The organism is Sphingomonas pseudosanguinis (genome assembly GCF_052056765.1).
GTDB lineage: Bacteria > Pseudomonadota > Alphaproteobacteria > Sphingomonadales > Sphingomonadaceae > Sphingomonas > Sphingomonas pseudosanguinis.
This window is the reverse complement of the sequence record NZ_CP189888.1, coordinates 2191894-2208073: the sequence shown is the minus strand read 5'-3', so window position 1 is coordinate 2208073 and position 16180 is coordinate 2191894. Positions and strand designations below refer to the sequence as shown.

At 67.5% G+C, this 16180-nt stretch carries 14 protein-coding genes; 6 read left to right on the top strand and 8 right to left on the bottom strand.

The genetic code is table 11. The features are described 5' to 3' along the window. Positions 1-64 precede the first annotated feature (64 nt). The gene (locus ACQHGV_RS09970; protein WP_440978076.1) at positions 65-403 is read left to right on the top strand and encodes an IS1/IS1595 family N-terminal zinc-binding domain-containing protein; all 339 of its coding nucleotides are present in this window, start codon (positions 65-67) and stop codon (positions 401-403) included. Continuing rightward, positions 400-759, top strand: a complete 360-nt coding sequence (locus ACQHGV_RS09965; protein ID WP_440978075.1) for an IS1 family transposase — start codon at positions 400-402, stop codon at positions 757-759. Before ACQHGV_RS09970 ends, ACQHGV_RS09965 begins: the two co-directional genes overlap by 4 nt. A gap of 73 nt (positions 760-832) precedes the next feature. On the opposite strand, the gene ACQHGV_RS09960 is transcribed toward ACQHGV_RS09965, so the two are convergent. The 3 genes from ACQHGV_RS09960 to ACQHGV_RS09950 all read right to left on the bottom strand — a co-directional run bounded on the left by ACQHGV_RS09960 (position 833) and on the right by ACQHGV_RS09950 (position 3325). Beyond that, on the bottom strand, positions 833-2098 hold the full coding sequence (locus ACQHGV_RS09960; protein WP_440978074.1) for a sensor histidine kinase: 1266 nt from the start codon (positions 2096-2098) through the stop codon (positions 833-835). Positions 2099-2175: 77 nt separating this feature from the next. After that, positions 2176-2865 carry a winged helix-turn-helix domain-containing protein gene (locus ACQHGV_RS09955; protein ID WP_440978073.1) on the bottom strand — a complete coding sequence of 230 codons (690 nt, stop codon included), beginning with the start codon at positions 2863-2865 and terminating at the stop codon, positions 2176-2178. After that, a complete protein-coding gene (locus ACQHGV_RS09950) occupies positions 2840-3325 on the bottom strand; it encodes a hypothetical protein (protein ID WP_440978072.1) in 486 nt (161 codons plus the stop codon). The genes ACQHGV_RS09955 and ACQHGV_RS09950 overlap by 26 nt, the downstream gene beginning before the upstream one ends. A gap of 270 nt (positions 3326-3595) precedes the next feature. On the opposite strand from ACQHGV_RS09950, the gene mprF reads away from it, so the two are divergent. Then, positions 3596-6178, top strand: coding sequence for a bifunctional lysylphosphatidylglycerol flippase/synthetase MprF (gene mprF, locus ACQHGV_RS09945; protein WP_440978071.1), 2583 nt, complete (start codon positions 3596-3598; stop codon positions 6176-6178). 129 nt (positions 6179-6307) lie between these two features. Here mprF and ACQHGV_RS09940 read toward each other — a convergent pair whose 3' ends face one another. Continuing rightward, complete coding sequence (locus tag ACQHGV_RS09940) at positions 6308-7339, bottom strand: N(4)-(beta-N-acetylglucosaminyl)-L-asparaginase (protein WP_440978070.1); 1032 nt, start codon at positions 7337-7339, stop codon at positions 6308-6310. Positions 7340-7671: 332 nt separating this feature from the next. Here ACQHGV_RS09940 and ACQHGV_RS09935 point away from each other — a divergent pair, with 332 nt between their 5' ends. After that, positions 7672-10773, top strand: a complete 3102-nt coding sequence (locus ACQHGV_RS09935) for a TonB-dependent receptor plug domain-containing protein (protein ID WP_440978069.1) — start codon at positions 7672-7674, stop codon at positions 10771-10773. Between the two features lie 179 nt (positions 10774-10952). On the opposite strand, the gene ACQHGV_RS09930 is transcribed toward ACQHGV_RS09935, so the two are convergent. From ACQHGV_RS09930 to ACQHGV_RS09920, 3 genes are read right to left on the bottom strand one after another with little or no spacing between them, the layout of a single operon-like run. After that, positions 10953-11894: a Gfo/Idh/MocA family protein gene (locus ACQHGV_RS09930; RefSeq protein ID WP_440978068.1), complete on the bottom strand. Its 942-nt coding sequence runs from the start codon at positions 11892-11894 to the stop codon at positions 10953-10955. 5 nt (positions 11895-11899) lie between these two features. Beyond that, positions 11900-12529 (bottom strand): 2-dehydro-3-deoxy-6-phosphogalactonate aldolase, encoded by a 630-nt coding sequence (locus tag ACQHGV_RS09925; RefSeq protein ID WP_440978067.1) that lies wholly within the window; start codon positions 12527-12529, stop codon positions 11900-11902. After that, positions 12526-13416 carry a 2-dehydro-3-deoxygalactonokinase gene (locus tag ACQHGV_RS09920; protein ID WP_440978066.1) on the bottom strand — a complete coding sequence of 297 codons (891 nt, stop codon included), beginning with the start codon at positions 13414-13416 and terminating at the stop codon, positions 12526-12528. The genes ACQHGV_RS09925 and ACQHGV_RS09920 overlap by 4 nt, the downstream gene beginning before the upstream one ends. A 337-nt stretch (positions 13417-13753) precedes the next feature. On the opposite strand from ACQHGV_RS09920, the gene ACQHGV_RS09915 reads away from it, so the two are divergent. Together ACQHGV_RS09915 and mqo are read left to right on the top strand one after the other, a co-directional pair. Then, positions 13754-13897, top strand: coding sequence for a hypothetical protein (locus ACQHGV_RS09915; RefSeq protein ID WP_183952129.1), 144 nt, complete (start codon positions 13754-13756; stop codon positions 13895-13897). 70 nt (positions 13898-13967) lie between these two features. Further along, positions 13968-15611: a malate dehydrogenase (quinone) gene (mqo, locus tag ACQHGV_RS09910; protein WP_440978065.1), complete on the top strand. Its 1644-nt coding sequence runs from the start codon at positions 13968-13970 to the stop codon at positions 15609-15611. Between the two features lie 73 nt (positions 15612-15684). On the opposite strand, the gene ACQHGV_RS09905 is transcribed toward mqo, so the two are convergent. Beyond that, positions 15685-16062 (bottom strand): hypothetical protein, encoded by a 378-nt coding sequence (locus ACQHGV_RS09905; protein ID WP_409788041.1) that lies wholly within the window; start codon positions 16060-16062, stop codon positions 15685-15687. Between the last annotated feature and the right edge of the window lie 118 nt (positions 16063-16180).

The window sequence follows — 16180 nt, the reverse complement described above, 5'->3', positions numbered from 1 at the left end:
GCTGCTTTTCGGGTTCTTCTTCGTTCTGGTGATTTGGGACAAGGAGGATAGCATGCGATGTCCGGTGTGTGAGGGAACGGACCTGATCAAGCGGGGATGGAAGTCGGGCCATCAGCGCTATGTGTGCCGGGCCTGTGGTCGATACTGCACCGACAGCCAGCCCAAGTTCAGTGCCCAGACCAAGGCGATGGCGATCGAGATGTACATGAACAGCATGGGCATCCGGGCGATCGGCCGTGTGCTGGGTGCATCGCCAGCGGCGGTGCTCAAGTGGATCGCCAAGGAGCATGCGGTGCTGCAGGACAAGCTTGCGGATGCCGCCCCGCTCGACACCGGGGCGGCCGACGTGATCGAGATGGACGAGATCTACACCTACATTCAAAAAAACGGCAGCGAGCGGTGATCTGGACGGCGTACAGCCGCCGGCACCGGCGCGTCATCGCCTATCATGTGGGTGATGCCGGTGTCAGAAGCGCGACCGCCATCTACACCCTGGCCAAGGCCGCCGTCGGCCAGATCAGCGCCATCTTCACCGACGCCAACTCCTGCTACCACCTCGCCTTCAAGCGGATCGGCGCGCCCGAACCTCACCAGCAAACCAAGGCGCAGACGCATCTAATCGAATCATCCAACGCCTCGTTCCGCGACATGCTGGCCCGCTTCAACCGACGAACCAAACGCGCCTCCAAGACCCAGCACATACTCGAGGTCACCCTCGACATCTTCCTCGCCAGAAAACGCTTGCAGAGTTCAAAGTGAACACTCCCCCTGTAAGGGGAGGTGGCAGGGCAAAGCCCTGACGGAGGGGTGTCGCTGCCAGCGGGGGCACCCCTCAGCCCCGCCCCCCTAAGTCCAACCGCACCACCAACCCCGGCGCATGATCCTCCAGCGACAGCGTGCCGCCATGCAGATGCGCCACCGCGCTGGCGAGCGACAGGCCCAGCCCCGCACCGCTCTCCGTCCGCGCCGCGTCCAGCCGCCCGAAGCGCTTGAGCGCCTCCTCGCGGCGGTCGGGCGGGATGCCGGGGCCGTCATCGGCGACGCTCAGCACCGGCCCCGCCTCGACCCGGATCGTCACCGCGCCCGACCCATATTTCAGCGCATTGTCGACCAGATTGGCAATCGCCTGACCCAGCAGCTCGCGGTGGACCAGCGCGACCAGCGTCTCGGGCGCCTCCGCGCGGATGGTCATGCCGCGATCCTCGGCCAGCGGCTCGAACATGTCGGCCACATCACGCGCCATCGCCGCCAGATCGGCCTCGACAAAGGCGTCGCGGCCCAGCCCCGCCTCGGCGCGGCTGATGCGCAGCGCGGTGTCGAGCATCGCCAGCAGCCGGTCGCCCTCGTCCAGCGCGCGGACGACGCCGGCCCGTGCCGTCTCGTCCGGGCAATCGGCCAGCGCACGCTCCAGCGTGGCGCGCAGGCGGGTGAGGGGAGAGCGCAGGTCATGCGCCAGCCCGTCGGTCGCGATCTTGAGTTCGGTCATCAGCAGCGCGATCCGGTCGAGCATCGCATTGACCGCCTGCGCCAGCGCGTCGAAGGCGTCATCGCCGCCTTTGGGAATGACCCGGCGCGACAGGTCGCCCGCCGCCACCGCATGCGCGGTCGCGACCGTATCCTCCAGCCGGCGTTCGATCATCCGTGCCGCGATCCAGGCGGCGAGCGCGGCGAGAATGATCGCCGCCGCCATGCCGACCGCCATTGCCTCTTCCATCGCGCGCGCGACGCGCAATTCGCTCTCGACGACATGGCCCGCCAGCATCCGCGATCCATCGGGCAGGCGCACCGACAGCACGCGCATGCGTTCGGGCTGCGAATGGCCGATGCGGAAGATCTCGATCGTCGCGGCACCGGGCAGCGGCACGTTGGGCGGCCACTCGGCGATATTGCCGGTGACAAAGCGGCCTTGCGGATCGGTCAGCAGGATCACCGACAGCGGAACCCGGTCGGTGGTCAGCCGCCGCACGACCGCCTGGCGCACCGCCTCGCGTCCGCCGGCCAGCCAGACGCCCGACAGTTCGTCGCGCAGGTCGCTGGCCGCGTCCTCGGCCTGGTCGGCGATCTCGCTGCGCGTCAGATGGCGGACGGTCGCCACCATCGCGCCTGCACCGACCAGTTGCAGCGCGAAGACCAGCAGCGCGAAGCGCAGCGTGGTCGAGCGGAGGACGCCGGGCGCTATTTCTCGATCCCCAGCTTATAGCCCGAGCCGCGCACCGTATGGAGCAGCGGCCGGGCGAAGCCCTCGTCGATCTTCTTGCGCAGCCGGCTGATATGCACGTCGGTGACGTTGGTGTTGGGATCGAAATGGAAATCCCACACGCCCTCCAGCAACATGGTGCGCGTCACGACCTGGTCGACATGCTGGAGCAGGAATTCCAGTAGCCGGTATTCGCGCGGTTGCAGATCGATCGCCTTGCCCGCGCGGCGCACGCGGTGGGCGAGCAGGTCCATCTCCAGATCGTCGCACACCAGCTTGGTCTGCGGCGCGTTGGTGGTCACGCCACCCCGCCGGATCAGCAGGCGGACCCGGGCGAGCAGTTCGGCGAAGACGAAGGGCTTGGTCAGATAATCGTCCGACCCGGATGTCAGCCCCGCGACCCGGTCCTCGGGCGAGGAGAGGGCGGACAGGATCAGGACCGGCGAGGTGATCCCGGCGGCACGGATCGCGGCCAGCGCCGCCATGCCGTCCATGCCGGGCAGCATCCGGTCGAGGATGATGCAGTCGTAACTGCCATCGGTCGCATGGAACAGGCCGTCACGGCCGTTGGCGGCATGATCGACGAGGAAACCTTCTTCCCGCAGCCCGTTGGCGATGTAATCCGCCGTCGAGCGATCATCCTCAATCAATAAGATCCTGTTGGCCACGAAGTCCTCCCGGACCGGTCCTTAGCAGCGTGATCGTGACCAGGCCATGGTCACGCGCGACGCGCAGGCGAACGGGAGAATTGGCGTGGCGGGCGGCCTCGTCCCGCAGCTGGCCGAAGGACATGGCGGGTTGGTCGTCGATCGCCAGGACGGTGTCGCCGACCCGGAGCGGCGGCTCTGCGAAGGCCGCGGGCGCATCCTCGGCATGGCTGCGCAGGCTGGTCACGACCAGCCCCGGCCGGTCGCCGCCCAGGGGTGCGAAGGTCGCACCATATAGGGTCGGCTTCTGCCGGCCACCGGCGTGGAGCGGCATATGCCCGACCAGCATCGCGATGGCCGCCCCGCCGAGCAGCGCCGCGCTGCCCGCGCTCCAGCCGACGAGCCGCAGTCCCTTCACGGGCGCAGCGGGCGGGCGGCGCGGTGCGACGATCGCTTGGCGGTCACGGCGGGCATCATCCATCCTTTCACACTGATGGTTGTACCCGACGTCACCTGAGCGAAGCGTGGGCGATGCATGACGCTTCTGTCATCATGGTCGGTCCATGGCGGATGACGAACTTGTCATGCGGCCGAAATGCCTCGACCGCCGTGGCGGTCCTATGGCCGGGCGCATGGCTTTGCCGGGGGGTGGCGAAGCGGGTGAGAGGCGTGGCGATGACGGGGTTGGCAGCGGTCGGAATACCGGCAGGATCATGGACAGCGACCCGCCCTATGATGGCGGGCGTGTCGCATGGTTGAGCAGGCCGCTCGCACGGGCTGGATGGCGCGGATCGTCGCCTATGCGCAGGCCCGTCGCGGCTATCTGGCGGTCGGGGCGGTCGTCCTGCTGGTCGCGCTGGGCCTGTCGGCGCTGCACCATCTGACGCGGCAGGTGCGGCTGGCCGATGTCCGGGCCGCCTTCTACGCGATCGATCCGCGCCAGATCGCGCTGTCGGTCCTGCTGACCGTCGCCAGCTATATCGCGCTGACCTTCTATGACGTCATCGCGCTGCGCGTCATCGGGCGGCCGCTGCGCTGGCGGACGGCGGCGATGGCGTCCTTCACCAGCTATACGCTCAGCCATAATCTGGGGCTGGCGCTGCTGACCGGCGGGTCGGCGCGTTACCGTGTCTATGCCGCCGCCGGGCTGGACGGGCCGGACATCGCGCGAGTGGTCGCGATCGCCAGCGCGACCTTCTGGTTCGGGGTGTTCACCGTGACCGGCATCGGGCTGGTCCTGCATGACGGTGCGGTCACGCTCGACGCGCTGGTCCTTGGCCAGGATGTCGTGCGCGTGCTGGGGGCGGCGGTGGTCGCGGGCGCGCTGCTGCTGATCCTGTTGTGCGCGCTGCGGCCCGGCAAGCGGATCGGCTGGCGCGCCTGGAGCGTACCCTTGCCGACGCCGAGGCAGGCAATGGCGCAGATCGGCATCGCCACGCTCGACCTCGCCTGCGCCAGTGCCGCGCTGTTCGTCCTGCTGCCCGGCGCCTCGCCCGCGCTGCTGCCCGCCTTCGTGCTCGCTTATGCGCTCGCGATCATCGTGGCGTTGATCAGCCATGTGCCCGGCGGCATCGGCGTGTTCGAGGCGGTGGTCCTCGCCACCGTGCCGGTGGACCGGACCGCGTTGTTCGCCGCGCTGATCGCCTATCGCGTCCTCTATTATCTGATGCCGCTGGCGCTCGGCATCGGCTTGCTGGCCTGGGACGAGGCGCGGCGGCGGCCGATCAAGGCTTTGCGCGACATTCGTCGCGTGCTGCTGGGCATCGCGCCGACGATCCTGGCGGCGGCCTGTTTCGGGGGCGGTGCGATCCTGCTGCTGTCGGGCTCGCTGCCCGCCATTCCGCAGCGCGTGCATCAGCTGGTCCATATCGTCCCGCTGCCCTTTATCGAGGCGTCGCATTTCGCCGCCAGCCTGGTCGGCACCGGCCTCTTGCTGCTCGCGCCGGGCCTATACCGCCGGCTCGACGGGGCCAGCCTGGCGGCGCGCGCGCTGCTGGTGGCGGGCGCGGTCTTCTCGCTCGCCAAGGGCATTGATTATGAGGAAGCGGCGGTCTGCCTGACGATCGCGCTGCTGCTCCAGGCGAGCCGCAAGGGCTTTTACCGGCGCACTTCGCTCGTCGCGCGCCCGCTGTCGCCCACTTGGCTGTTCAGCGTGGCGGTGGTGATCGTCGGCACCGGATGGATCGGCTTCTTCGCCTATAAGCATGTCGACTATCAGGAATCGCTGTGGTGGCGGTTCGCGCTGTCCGACGATGCCTCGCGCTTCCTGCGTGCGGGGCTGGGCGTGGCGGTGATGCTGGCCGGGGCCGGGCTGTGGCGGCTGTTCCTCGCCGCACCGCAGGGCGAGGCCGACCATCCCCCGATCGCGCAGGTGCTGGGCGTGGTCGAACAGGCCGAGCGGACCGACGCGTCACTGGCGTTGCTGGGCGACAAGCGGTTCCTGTTCTCGCCGGAGGGCGACGCCTTCGTCATGTATCAGGTGCGGGGCAGCAGCTGGATCGCGATGGGCGATCCGGTCGGCCTGCGCCCGGCCTGGGCCGATCTGCTCTGGCAGCTCCGCTCGCTGGCCGACGCCGCGCAAGGGCGGCTGATGCTGTATCAGATCACCCCCGATTGCCTCGAAATCGCGATCGAGATGGGGCTGCAGATCATCAAATATGGCGAGGAGGCTTTGATCGACCTCAGCCGCTTCGCACTGGAGGGCGGGCGCATGCGCGGGCTTCGCCAGACGCTCAACCGGTTCCGCACGCGCGAGAATGCGAGTTTCGCGATTCTTCCCGCCGCCGAGGTGCCGGCGATCCTGCCCGAATTGCAGGCGGTGTCCGACGACTGGCTGCTGGCCAAGGGGCATGGCGAGAAGGGGTTCAGCCTCGGCCGCTTCGATCCCGACTATCTGGTGCTGACCGATTGTGCGGTGGTGCGCGTCGAAGAGCGGATCGTCGCCTTCGCCAATCTGTGGAAGGCCGGCGAGCGGCGCGAGCTGTCGGTCGACCTGATGCGCCATGTCGAGGACGCGCCCGGCGGCGTCATGGATTATCTGTTCGTCGAGCTGATGCTGTGGGGGCAGGCGCAGGGCTATGCCCGCTTCGCCCTCGGGCTGGCGCCGCTGTCGGGCGTCGGCGGGCGGCGGATGGCCCCCACCTGGGCCAAGATCGCGGCGCTGGTATTCCGGCATGGCGAGCGCTTTTACGGCTTTCGCGGTCTGCGCGCTTATAAGGAGAAGTTCCAGCCGGAATGGGCGCCGCGCTACATCGCCGGGCCCGGGGGGCTGGGGCTGGTCAAGGCGCTGCGCGACCTGAACGCGCTGATCGCCGATGGGGGTGAGCCTTCTTGAATTCCTCCCCTGTAAGGGGAGGGGAACCATGCGTAGCATGGTGGAGGGGTGTCGACCTCTCGATAGCGGGACACCCCTCCGTCAGGCCTTCGGCCTGCCACCTCCCCTTCAAGGGGAGGAATAAGTTGATTACGCCTTGAACAGCGACGGCGCCTTTTCCACCCGCGTGCGCCCGGCGGCATCGGTCACCGCATAGGTGAAGCCGGGCAACAGGCAGAAGGCCCCGATCCGCCCGGCCGGGTCCATCGCCAGGAAGCCGACCTGCACCCCCTTGATCGCGTCGCCACGCAGGGCGGCGATGTGCCTGGCCGCCTCCTCGCACGCCGCTTGCGGGGCCATCCCACCACGCATCGAGGCGACGACGCGCGCCGTGCCGCATATACGCGTCACCTCCTCGCCCAGCCCGGTCGAGGTCGCGCCGCCGACCCCCCGCTCGACATAGAGCCCCGAGCCGACCTGCGGCGAGTCGCCGACCCGTCCGCGCATCTTGAACGCCATACCGGAGGTCGTGCAGGCACCCGCCATCCGCCCCTTGGCATCGCGCGCCAGCATGCCGATCGTGTCATGGTCGAGCGCGCCGCCGGGCGTGCCGGGGCGACCCGCGCCATAGGTGCCCGTCTCGCTATTGGCGACCGGCCGATAATTCTGCGCCTTCATCCACTCGCGCCACGCCTTTTCCGCCTCGGGTGTCAGCAGGTTGACGCGGGGAAAGCCCCGGTCGCGGGCGAAGCGCGTCGCGCCCTCGCCGACCAGGAAGGTGTGCGGTGTATGTTCCATCACCGCGCGCGCGACCGAGATGGCGTGAACCGTATCCTCCAGCGCGGCGACCGCGCCGACGCCGCCGGCATCGTCCATGATCACGGCATCGAGCGTCACATGCCCGTCGCGGTCGGGATAGCCGCTATAGCCGACCGAGTGGTTGTTCGGATCGGCCTCGGGCACCTTCACGCCCGCCTCCACCATGTCGATCAGCGAGCCGCCCGCGCGGCCGGCGGCGAAGGCGGCGTCGTTGGCCGGCGCGCCGAAGTCCCAGGTCGACAGGATCGTCGCGCGTGGGGCGGCGGCCTGTGCGAAGATGCGGCCCGGCGCCGCCGCCAGCCCCGCCACGATACCCGCCCCGCGCAGGAATGCCCGCCGCCCATCCTTCGTCCCGTTCATCATCCTGTCATGTCCCGACTGCGATATTGCTGTTCGACGCCGATAGTGCGGCCACGCTGGGCCAAGCGCAAGCGGGGCATAGACCGATTGCGAACCAATCCGATTTGCCGTTCGTCGCTGACCGGCGCTCTTTGCGCTGGGTGGTCTCCGCTGGCGATCGCTATTATGACCCAAGATATTGAAATCGTTTGCTGATGTGGCTTTTTGGTCACGTCGGTCGGCAATGTATGCCTTGGCCGCAAATAGGTATGGTTTAGGTATTGACCTATTAACGTAACTGATTTGTCTTTTTCCCCAAGCCCGACACGAGATCATTCGGGGCAAAGGGGAGATTTATGAAGATCCATCAATCCGCATCCTGGTTGGCGCTTTCGGCCGCGACCATGATGTTCGCGGCACCCGCCTTCGCGCAGCAGGTCGGCCCGACGGATACCCAGGACGCCGCCGCGCAAGGTGGCACCGATCAGGATCGCGACGCGTCGATCAGCGCGAACGCCGCCGCCACCCGCTCCGCCGCGATCACCGGCACGCCGCAGGCCTCCAGCGGCGGCGAGGTCATCGTGACCGGCACCCGGATCAGCCGCCCCAATCTGGCCTCCGCCGCGCCGATCACCTCGGTCACGCGCCAGGACATCCAGGCGCAGGCGCCGCTGAACGTCGAGGAGGTGCTGAACCGCCTGCCGCAGGTCGCCCCCGACGCCCAGTCCAACTATGCCGATTCCGATGGCCGCCAGCGGATCAAGCTGCGCAGCCTGGGCTTCGAGCGCACGCTGGTGCTGGTCGACGGCAAGCGTCTGGGCACCCAGAACGGCCAGGATACCGGCATCATCCCCGCCAGCCTGCTCGAGCGTGTCGACGTGCTGTCGGGCGGCGCGTCGTCGGTCTATGGCTCGGACGCCATTTCGGGCGTGGTCAACTTCGTCCTGCGCAAGGATTTCGAGGGCCTGCGCGTCGACGGCAATTACAATTTCTACAACCACAACAACACCGGCAACCTGGTCACGCCGATCGCCAACGCCGCCGGGTTCAGCAGCCCGCGCGGCCTGACCAATGACGGCGGTCGTTCGGACATCACCGTGACGGCGGGCAAGAAGCTGCTCGACGACCGGCTGAACATCTCGGGCTTCTTCAACTATCGCCAGGCCGATCTCGTGCGCAACGGCGCGCGCTCTTACGCCGCCTGCCCGATCGCGCAGTTGTCGAAGGACTCGGCGCTGTCCTGCTCGCCGCTGTCGACCTATTCGCGCAGCGGCTTCGTCTCGCCCACGTCGGGGCCGAACGCCAACGCACAATATGTCAACAATCCCGATGGCACGCGCAGCTTCGTGCCCTTCGGTCCGGGGCCGGGTCTGGCCGCCAACCCCTATGACGACGTGTCGTTCCAGCGCGCCAATGAGCGCTACACGGCGGGCGGCTTCGTCAACTTCAAGATCGCGCCCGAGGCCGAGATTTACGGCGACGGTATCTGGTTCCGCGACACCTCCGAGAACCCGACGCCCCGTCGCGTCTATTCCTACACCGTTGCGGGCACGACGCCCTATCAGGTGAATTGCGACAATCCCTTCCTGTCGGCTGGACAGGCGGGTGCGCTGGGCTGCACCGGCACCACTGGCTATGTGCCGCTCGACGTCCGCTATCGCTTCGACGGACAGCCGTCGCAGGCCGACCGCTTCGTCAATATGGGCTTCCGGGCTACCGGCGGCGTGCGCGGCAAGATCGGCGAGGCCTGGTCCTATGATGTCGGCGGCGTGTACGCCCGCAACCAGCAGGACTGGTATCTCGGGCCGACGTCGCAGAACGACCGCGTCAACCGCGCGCTCGATGTCGTCAACGTCAACGGCGTGGCCACCTGCCGCTCGGTCGTGAACGGCACCGATCCGTCCTGCGTCCCCTTCGACGCGTTCCGCGCCGGATCGGGCAGCACCGCGCTGACCAACTATCTGTTCTCGGACGGCGCGACCGGGCAGCGCCGCACGGTCACCCAACTGTTCGACGCCATCGCGGTCGTCAATGGCGACCTGACCAGCTATGGCATCAAGACCCCTTGGGCGGATGACGGTCTGGCCGTGTCGCTGGGCACCGAGTATCGCAAGGACCGCCTGATCTCGACCGCCGATGCCGGCTTCGTCGACCAGTTCGGCGAGCAGGACGCGCGGCTGAGCCAGGACGTCTGGGAATCGAATATCGAGCTCCAGGCGCCGCTGATCCAGAACAAGCCGTTCGCGCATCTGCTGCAGACCAATGGCGGCTTCCGCGTGTCGAAGTACAGTTCGAACCCCAAGACCTTCTCGACCTGGAAGATCGAGGGTCTGTACGCGCCGGTCGCCGACCTGACCTTCCGCGCCTCGTACAACAAGGCGCAGCGCGCGCCGACGGTGATCGAGATCCGGCAGGCGACGCAGGTCAATTTCGGTCGCAACACGACGCTGACCGACTTCTGCGCGCCGGTTTCGCGCACCCAGGCGGACGGCACGGTCACCACCGCGCCGATCGGCTCGCGCGAGCTGTGTTCGAAGACGGGGCTGGCCGACAATCTGTACGGCAGCGCCTCGCTGCTGTGCCCGACCGAGGGCTGCACCGTGCGTTCGGGCGGCTTCACCGCCGATCCGGAAACCGCCTATACGCTGACCTATGGCCTGGTGGTGAAGCCCAGCTTCATTCCGGGGCTGGTCTTCTCGGCCGACCGCTATCAGGTGCGGATCGTCAACTCGCTGGGCTATAACGGCGCGGACTATTATCTGCAGGGCTGTCTGGCGTCGAACGGCGACCCGTTCTTCTGCAACGGCATCGTCCGCGATCCGACCACCGGGTCGATCGGCAATGCGCCGGCGGGCAATCCGTCGTCGGGCTTCGTGCGTCAGGGGACGACCAACTATTACCGCACGCTGGCCTATGGCTGGGACTTCCAGGGGCAGTATTCGCTCGACCTGAACAAGGCGGGGCGCTTCGACTGGAGCTTCAACGGTTCGCTGTCGACGCTGGCCGGTGGCCAGGACTCGCCGCTGCGCAGCCAGTATAACTGCGCGGGTTACTTCTCGAATGGCATCTCGTGCGGTCAGCTGGTCCCGAAATGGGCGCACACCCTGCGCACCACCTGGACCACGCCCGATCGGACGTTCAACGCGTCGTTCAACTGGCGCTATACCGGCTCGCTGACCACCGCGAACAATTCGGGCAATGCCGATATCGGCGGCACGCCCGAGCGGTTCCAGAACACGTTCGCCCGCATCGCGCCGCAGAGCTTCTTCGACCTGGCGCTGACCTGGAATGTCGCACGCCAGTTCGCCTTCCGGATCATCGCGAACAACGTGTTCGACAAGACGCCGCCGATCATCCCGAACTCGTATCAGGTCGCCCTGTCGCGCAGCAACACCGCGCCGCAGCGTTACGACGCGCTGGGCCGCCAGATCGCGATCGGGACGACGATCAACTTCTAACGATAGGAGCGGGGCGCTTCGGTGTCCCGTTTCCTATGCGAAAAGGCCGGTCGTCCTGTTGGACAACCGGCCTTCTTTTTCGCTGGGGTTGGCGTGCACTTCGACTTCGCTCAGTGCGAACGGAGGCTGGTACCATTCCCAAATCCGTTCAGCCTGAGCGAAGTCGAAGGCCCAGGGAATTACTCCACGAAGTCTTCGACCTCACGCCGCTTGCCGCGCATGAAGGCGTCGGCGACGTGGCGCAGCGGCGCGATGTCGACGTCTGAGCGGCCGCCCTGCACCAGTTCGGCGAAGCGCGCATAGAGGCCGGGATACTCGCCGTGCAGCCCTTCCTCATGATGCGGTGTCGAGCCATCTGGCAGGGTCAGCACCGCGCCGCCCTCGGCCAGCTTCAGCGTGCCGTCGGTCGTCTCGACGACGATGTCCCAACTCTGATGGCCTTCCTGTCGCCAGTCGAGGTCGAGCGTCACCGGCGTGCCGTCCGTCGTGCGGAAGGCGACATCGGCAGCGATCGGCGCGTCGCGATTGGCGGGGAAGTCGAGCGTCGCCTGCTCGATGAAGAAGGGCTGCGGCATGATATGCGTCGCGATCGACAGCGCGTTGATGCCGGGATCGAACACACCGAAGCCGCCCGCTTCCCAGATCCAGGCCTGGCCCGGATGCCATTGGCGCACATCCTCGCGCCAGGTGATCGCGGCGGACGTGACCTTGCGGGCCGACAGCCATTCACGCGCCGGCTCGACGCCCAGCGCGTAACGCGAGTGCCAGCTGGCGAAGAGGGTGACGTTCGCCTTGGCCGCCAGTTCCTCCAGCACCGCCACTTCGGCCAGCGTCGCGCCGGGCGGCTTTTCGAGGAAGACGTGCCAGTTATTCTCCAGCGCGGCCGCGGCGATGGCGTGGCGGACCTGCGGCGGGGTGCACAGCGCCACCGCATCGACGGCGATGTCGCTCTTGGCCAGTTCGTCAATGTCGTGGAAGTGCGGCACGCCCTCGACCCCGCCCGGCGAGCGGCTGACGGTCGCGACCAGCTCGAAGGCCGGGTTCCCCGCAATGGCGGGGACATGCTGGTCATGGGCGATCTTGCCCATGCCGACCAGCGCGAGACGGATCGTGTCGGTCATCGGTATCAGCGTGCCTTTTCGACATAAGCGCGCGCCGACACGGCGACATCCGCCGCCGGCTTGCCCGCGCGATAGAGATTGGAGCCCAGGCCAAAGCCGTCCGCGCCGTGCGCGCGCCACTCGGCCATGTTGTCGGGGGTGACCCCGCCGACCGCCAGCACCGGGACGTCGCGCGGCAGGACCGCGCGCTGCGCCTTGAGGAAGGTGGGCGAGGCGCCCTCGGCCGGGAACAGCTTCAGGCCATGCGCGCCGGCCTTCAGTGCGGCGAACGCCTCGGACGGGGTGAAATAGCCGGGCAGCGAGATCAGGCCTTGCGCCACGCTGTGCGCGATGACGTCCGTATCGGTGTTGGGCGAGACGATCAGGCGGCCGCCCGCCGCCTTCACCCGGTCGACCTGTTCAGTGGTCAGGACGGTGCCCGCACCGACGATCGCCTTGTCGCCGACATGGGCGGTGATCGCGGCGATGCTGTCATAGGGATCGGGTGAGTTGAGCGGCACCTCGATCAGGGTGAAGCCTGCCTCGACCAGCGCATCGGCGACGGGGATCGCCTCGGCGGGGGTCAGGCCGCGCAGGATGGCGACGAGGGGGCAGGCGGCGAAGGCCTTGGCGAAACTCTGGGCGGGGTCGGTCATGACAAATGCTCCCGAATGGCGTGAAGACCGGCGAGGAAGCCGGCATGGCTGTCGAGCGCGACGACGCGGCCGCCGCGTGCCTCGATCCCGACGGTGTAGAGGTCGGCGAGCAGGCCGCCGGACAGGAGATGGACGGTCCGCCCCGCCATATCGGGCACCGCGCCGATGTCGTTGCCGATCAGCAGCCCGCTGGCATAGGCGGCGGCGTCATGCGGCGCGATCCGCCCGAGCAGGACTGAGGCGCGCACGCCGAACAGCGCCGCCGTCAGGTCGCATGCGCCGAACCCGCGCGTCAGGCCGTCGCGAAAGGCCGCGCCGTCCGCCACCGGGCCGTCGAGCATGCCGGCCAGGATGCCATGCCCCTTGACCAGCGCGAACAGCTCGCCCGTCATGGTCGTGGCGAAGTCGGTGATGCGGCCGTCCCGGCTATGGACCCATTTGTTGTGCGTGCCCGGCTGCGCGAACAGCGCGTCGGCCGGGGCGAGGCCTGCGGCGATCGCGCCCAGCACCTGCACCTCTTCGCCGCGCATCACATCGGCGCGGGTGTCGGTCAGCAGCGAGACGCCGGGGACGATGGTGACGCGCTGCTCGGCGATATGGGTGGCGGCGCCCGCCAGCGTCGCGAGATCGGCGGGGGCGGGGACATAGGCCGCCTCGTGCCAGCCGCGCGTCGAGCCGACCATGCCCGCCGCGATAATGGGCAGGTCGCCCAGCCGATCGCGGATCGCGGCGATCTCCGCCGGGTAATCCCCCGCCGCCATCGCGAGCACGCCGCGATCGTCGCGCACGGTGTCGAGCATCGTACCGTCGTCGGCGATCACATAGATTCGGCGGTTGGTCGTACCCCAGTCGATCGCAAGATAGGCGGGCGTAACGTCTGATGGCACGGCGGGCACGGCCTCTCCTGAAATTTTTATAGGTGATTTGTAGGACAATAAATTTGGCCATGCAAGCCGGGTACGGGCGGCTTTTTGAGCGGTTTGCCGACCAACCGTCCCCCGATCGTGCCAAGCGATGAGCGGAAAATTGCACAAGGTCGACAGCATCGTGTATATTGCGATGCGTTATCGATAGGCGGGCATAGATGGGTCATGGCACTCCTGTTGACTGTCCCGGCAAAGCCGTCGAACAGCGCATTTGGCCAGCATGGACCGGCGGCAGGAGTCGGGTATGCGGGTGGCAGGTATAGGAAGTCGAATTTTAGGGTGAGGATCGGAAGGCCGGTTGTGGCCGCTTTTCCGCGCGCGATTGCGGCTGGTGGAAGGGCTGCCCCCGTTTTTGGACATCGCGGTCATGCCGTTCGTCGCGACCATGGTTGCCGACAGCGCGGATGACCTCAACCGAGAAGGCGTCGAACATGCGGAATGACGATCGAAACCAGCGGGGCCGCGCGCGTGCTCCCGAAGCTATCGGCCAGGGCGGGATCACCCGGCGGGCCATGATGGGCTCCGCGCTGGCGGCGGGCACCGCGTCGGTCGCGCCGTTCGTCGCCGAGGCCGCGGCATCCGAGCACAAGGTCGACGTGTTGCTGATCGGTGGCGGCATCATGAGCGCGACGCTGGGCGTGCTGCTGCGCGAACTGGAACCGGGCTGGACGATCGAGATGGTCGAGCGGCTGGACAAGGTGGCCGAGGAAAGCTCCAATGGCTGGAACAATGCCGGCACCGGTCACTCGGCGCTGTGCGAGCTGAACTATACCCCGGTCAACGAGGCCGACGGGCGGGTCGAGATCAAGAAGGCGATCGAGATCAACGAGCAGTTCCAGGTCACGCGCCAGTTCATGAGCCATCAGCTGCGCACCGGCGTGCTCAAGAACCCGCGCAGCTTCATCAATTCCACCCCGCACATGAACCTGGTGTGGGGCGATGAGAATGTCGCCTTCCTGCAAAGGCGTCACGCCGCGCTGCTCGCCAGCCCGCTCTTCTCCGGCATGGAGTTCACCACCGACCCGCGCCAGATCGCGCAGTGGGTGCCGCTGATGATGGAAGGACGCAAGGGCGGGCAGAAGCTGGCTGCGACCCGCTCGACGCTGGGCACCGATTGCGAATGGGGCGAGGTGACGCGCCAATATATCCGTTCGCTCCAGGGCCAGCCCGGCGTGACGCTGACCACGGGGCATGAGGTCCGCTCGCTGGAACGCAATGCGGACGGCACCTGGCGGGTGACCGCGCGCGACATGAAGACGGGCGACAAGCGGATCATCACCGCGCGCTTCGTCTTCGGCGGGGCGGGTGGCGGTGCGCTGCCCATCCTGCAGAAATCGGGTATCCCCGAAGGGGACGACTATGCCGGCTTCCCGGTCGGCGGCTCGTTCCTGGTGACCGAGAACCCCGCCATCGCGCGGCGTCATCTCGCCAAGGTCTATGGCAAGGCCGCGACCGGATCGCCGCCCATGTCGGTGCCGCATCTCGACACCCGCTATCTGAACGGCAAACAGGTGCTGCTGTTCGGGCCGTTCGCCACCTTCTCGACGAAGTTCCTGAAGGAAGGCTCGTACTTCGACCTGCCCAAGTCGGTGACGCTCGACAATTTCCGGCCGATGCTGTCGGTCGGGTGGAACGAGTTTCAGCTGGTCGAATATCTCGCCGGCCAGCTGATGATGAGCCAGGAAGACCGGATGAACGCGCTGCGGGAATATTTCCCCAACGCCAAGGACGGCGACTGGCGGCTGTGGCAGGCGGGGCAGCGCGTCCAGATCATCAAGCGCGATCCGGACAAGGGCGGCGTGCTGAAGCTGGGCACCGAGATCGTCGCGTCGAAGGACGGATCGATCGCCGCGCTGCTGGGCGCGTCGCCGGGCGCATCGACCGCGCCGTCGATCATGCTGAACCTGATCAAGAAGGTCTTTCCCGACCGGTTGGCGACGCCGGCCTGGCAGGCGAAGATTCGCGAGATCGTGCCGAGCTATGGCACGGCGCTGAACGAGGATCGCGACCTGCTGGCGCATGAATGGCAGGCGACGGCGGAAACCTTGCAGCTGACGATGGCGCCGCCGCCGGTCTCGTCGCCCGCCACCACCGAGGCGCCGCGCCCCGAGGCGACGCGGGTCAGCCCCAACCGGCATCCCGATCTGGCGCTGTAAGCGCCGATCGCGGGCATAAAAAAGGGCCGGCCGTGATACGCCACGGCCGGCCCTTTCTACTTTGGCGTCGCGATCAGCGGCGGACGTCTTCGCCCGCGCGGACCAGGGCGTTGCCGGTCGCCTGACGGGCATTGTCGGCGCCCTGCTCGATCTTGTCGCCCGCACGGTCGAGATTACGGTCGAGATTGTCGCCGGCGCGGTCGGCCTGGGCGGCGGCGCGGTCGCCTGCGCGGTCCAGTTTGTCGCCGGCGCGGTCCATGGTGTTCTCGGCGGAGTTCAGCGCGCGCGCGGTCGCGGCCTGGACATCGTCGGCGGCATTCTGCGTCGTCGCCTTCACGTCCGAGCCGATGGCGTCGGCGGCCTGCTCGGTCTGCTGCTGGGCATTCTCGCTGCACGCGGCCAGCGACAGCGCGGCGGCACCGGTCAGGGCGAGGATCAGGGCCTTCTTCATGGCAAACACTCCCGTTTCAAACATATGATCGGCGTGCCAACGCAGATTATCCGTTTCGGGTCCGTGCCGGCCGAAATCTGTTCGCTCCGTTGACCGCATATAAAGATATCTTTATATC

Coding starts and splice junctions, on each gene's coding strand:
- mqo (WP_440978065.1), top strand. CDS start 13,968: ATGATGGGCTCCGCGCTGGCGGCGGGCACCGCGTCGGTCGCGCCGTTC.
- ACQHGV_RS09960 (WP_440978074.1), bottom strand. CDS start 2,098: ATGGTGGCGACCGTCCGCCATCTGACGCGCAGCGAGATCGCCGACCAG.
- mprF (WP_440978071.1), top strand. CDS start 3,596: ATGGTTGAGCAGGCCGCTCGCACGGGCTGGATGGCGCGGATCGTCGCC.
- ACQHGV_RS09905 (WP_409788041.1), bottom strand. CDS start 16,062: ATGAAGAAGGCCCTGATCCTCGCCCTGACCGGTGCCGCCGCGCTGTCG.
- ACQHGV_RS09935 (WP_440978069.1), top strand. CDS start 7,672: ATGAAGATCCATCAATCCGCATCCTGGTTGGCGCTTTCGGCCGCGACC.
- ACQHGV_RS09940 (WP_440978070.1), bottom strand. CDS start 7,339: ATGATGAACGGGACGAAGGATGGGCGGCGGGCATTCCTGCGCGGGGCG.
- ACQHGV_RS09930 (WP_440978068.1), bottom strand. CDS start 11,894: ATGACCGACACGATCCGTCTCGCGCTGGTCGGCATGGGCAAGATCGCC.
- ACQHGV_RS09925 (WP_440978067.1), bottom strand. CDS start 12,529: ATGACCGACCCCGCCCAGAGTTTCGCCAAGGCCTTCGCCGCCTGCCCC.
- ACQHGV_RS09950 (WP_440978072.1), bottom strand. CDS start 3,325: ATGGATGATGCCCGCCGTGACCGCCAAGCGATCGTCGCACCGCGCCGC.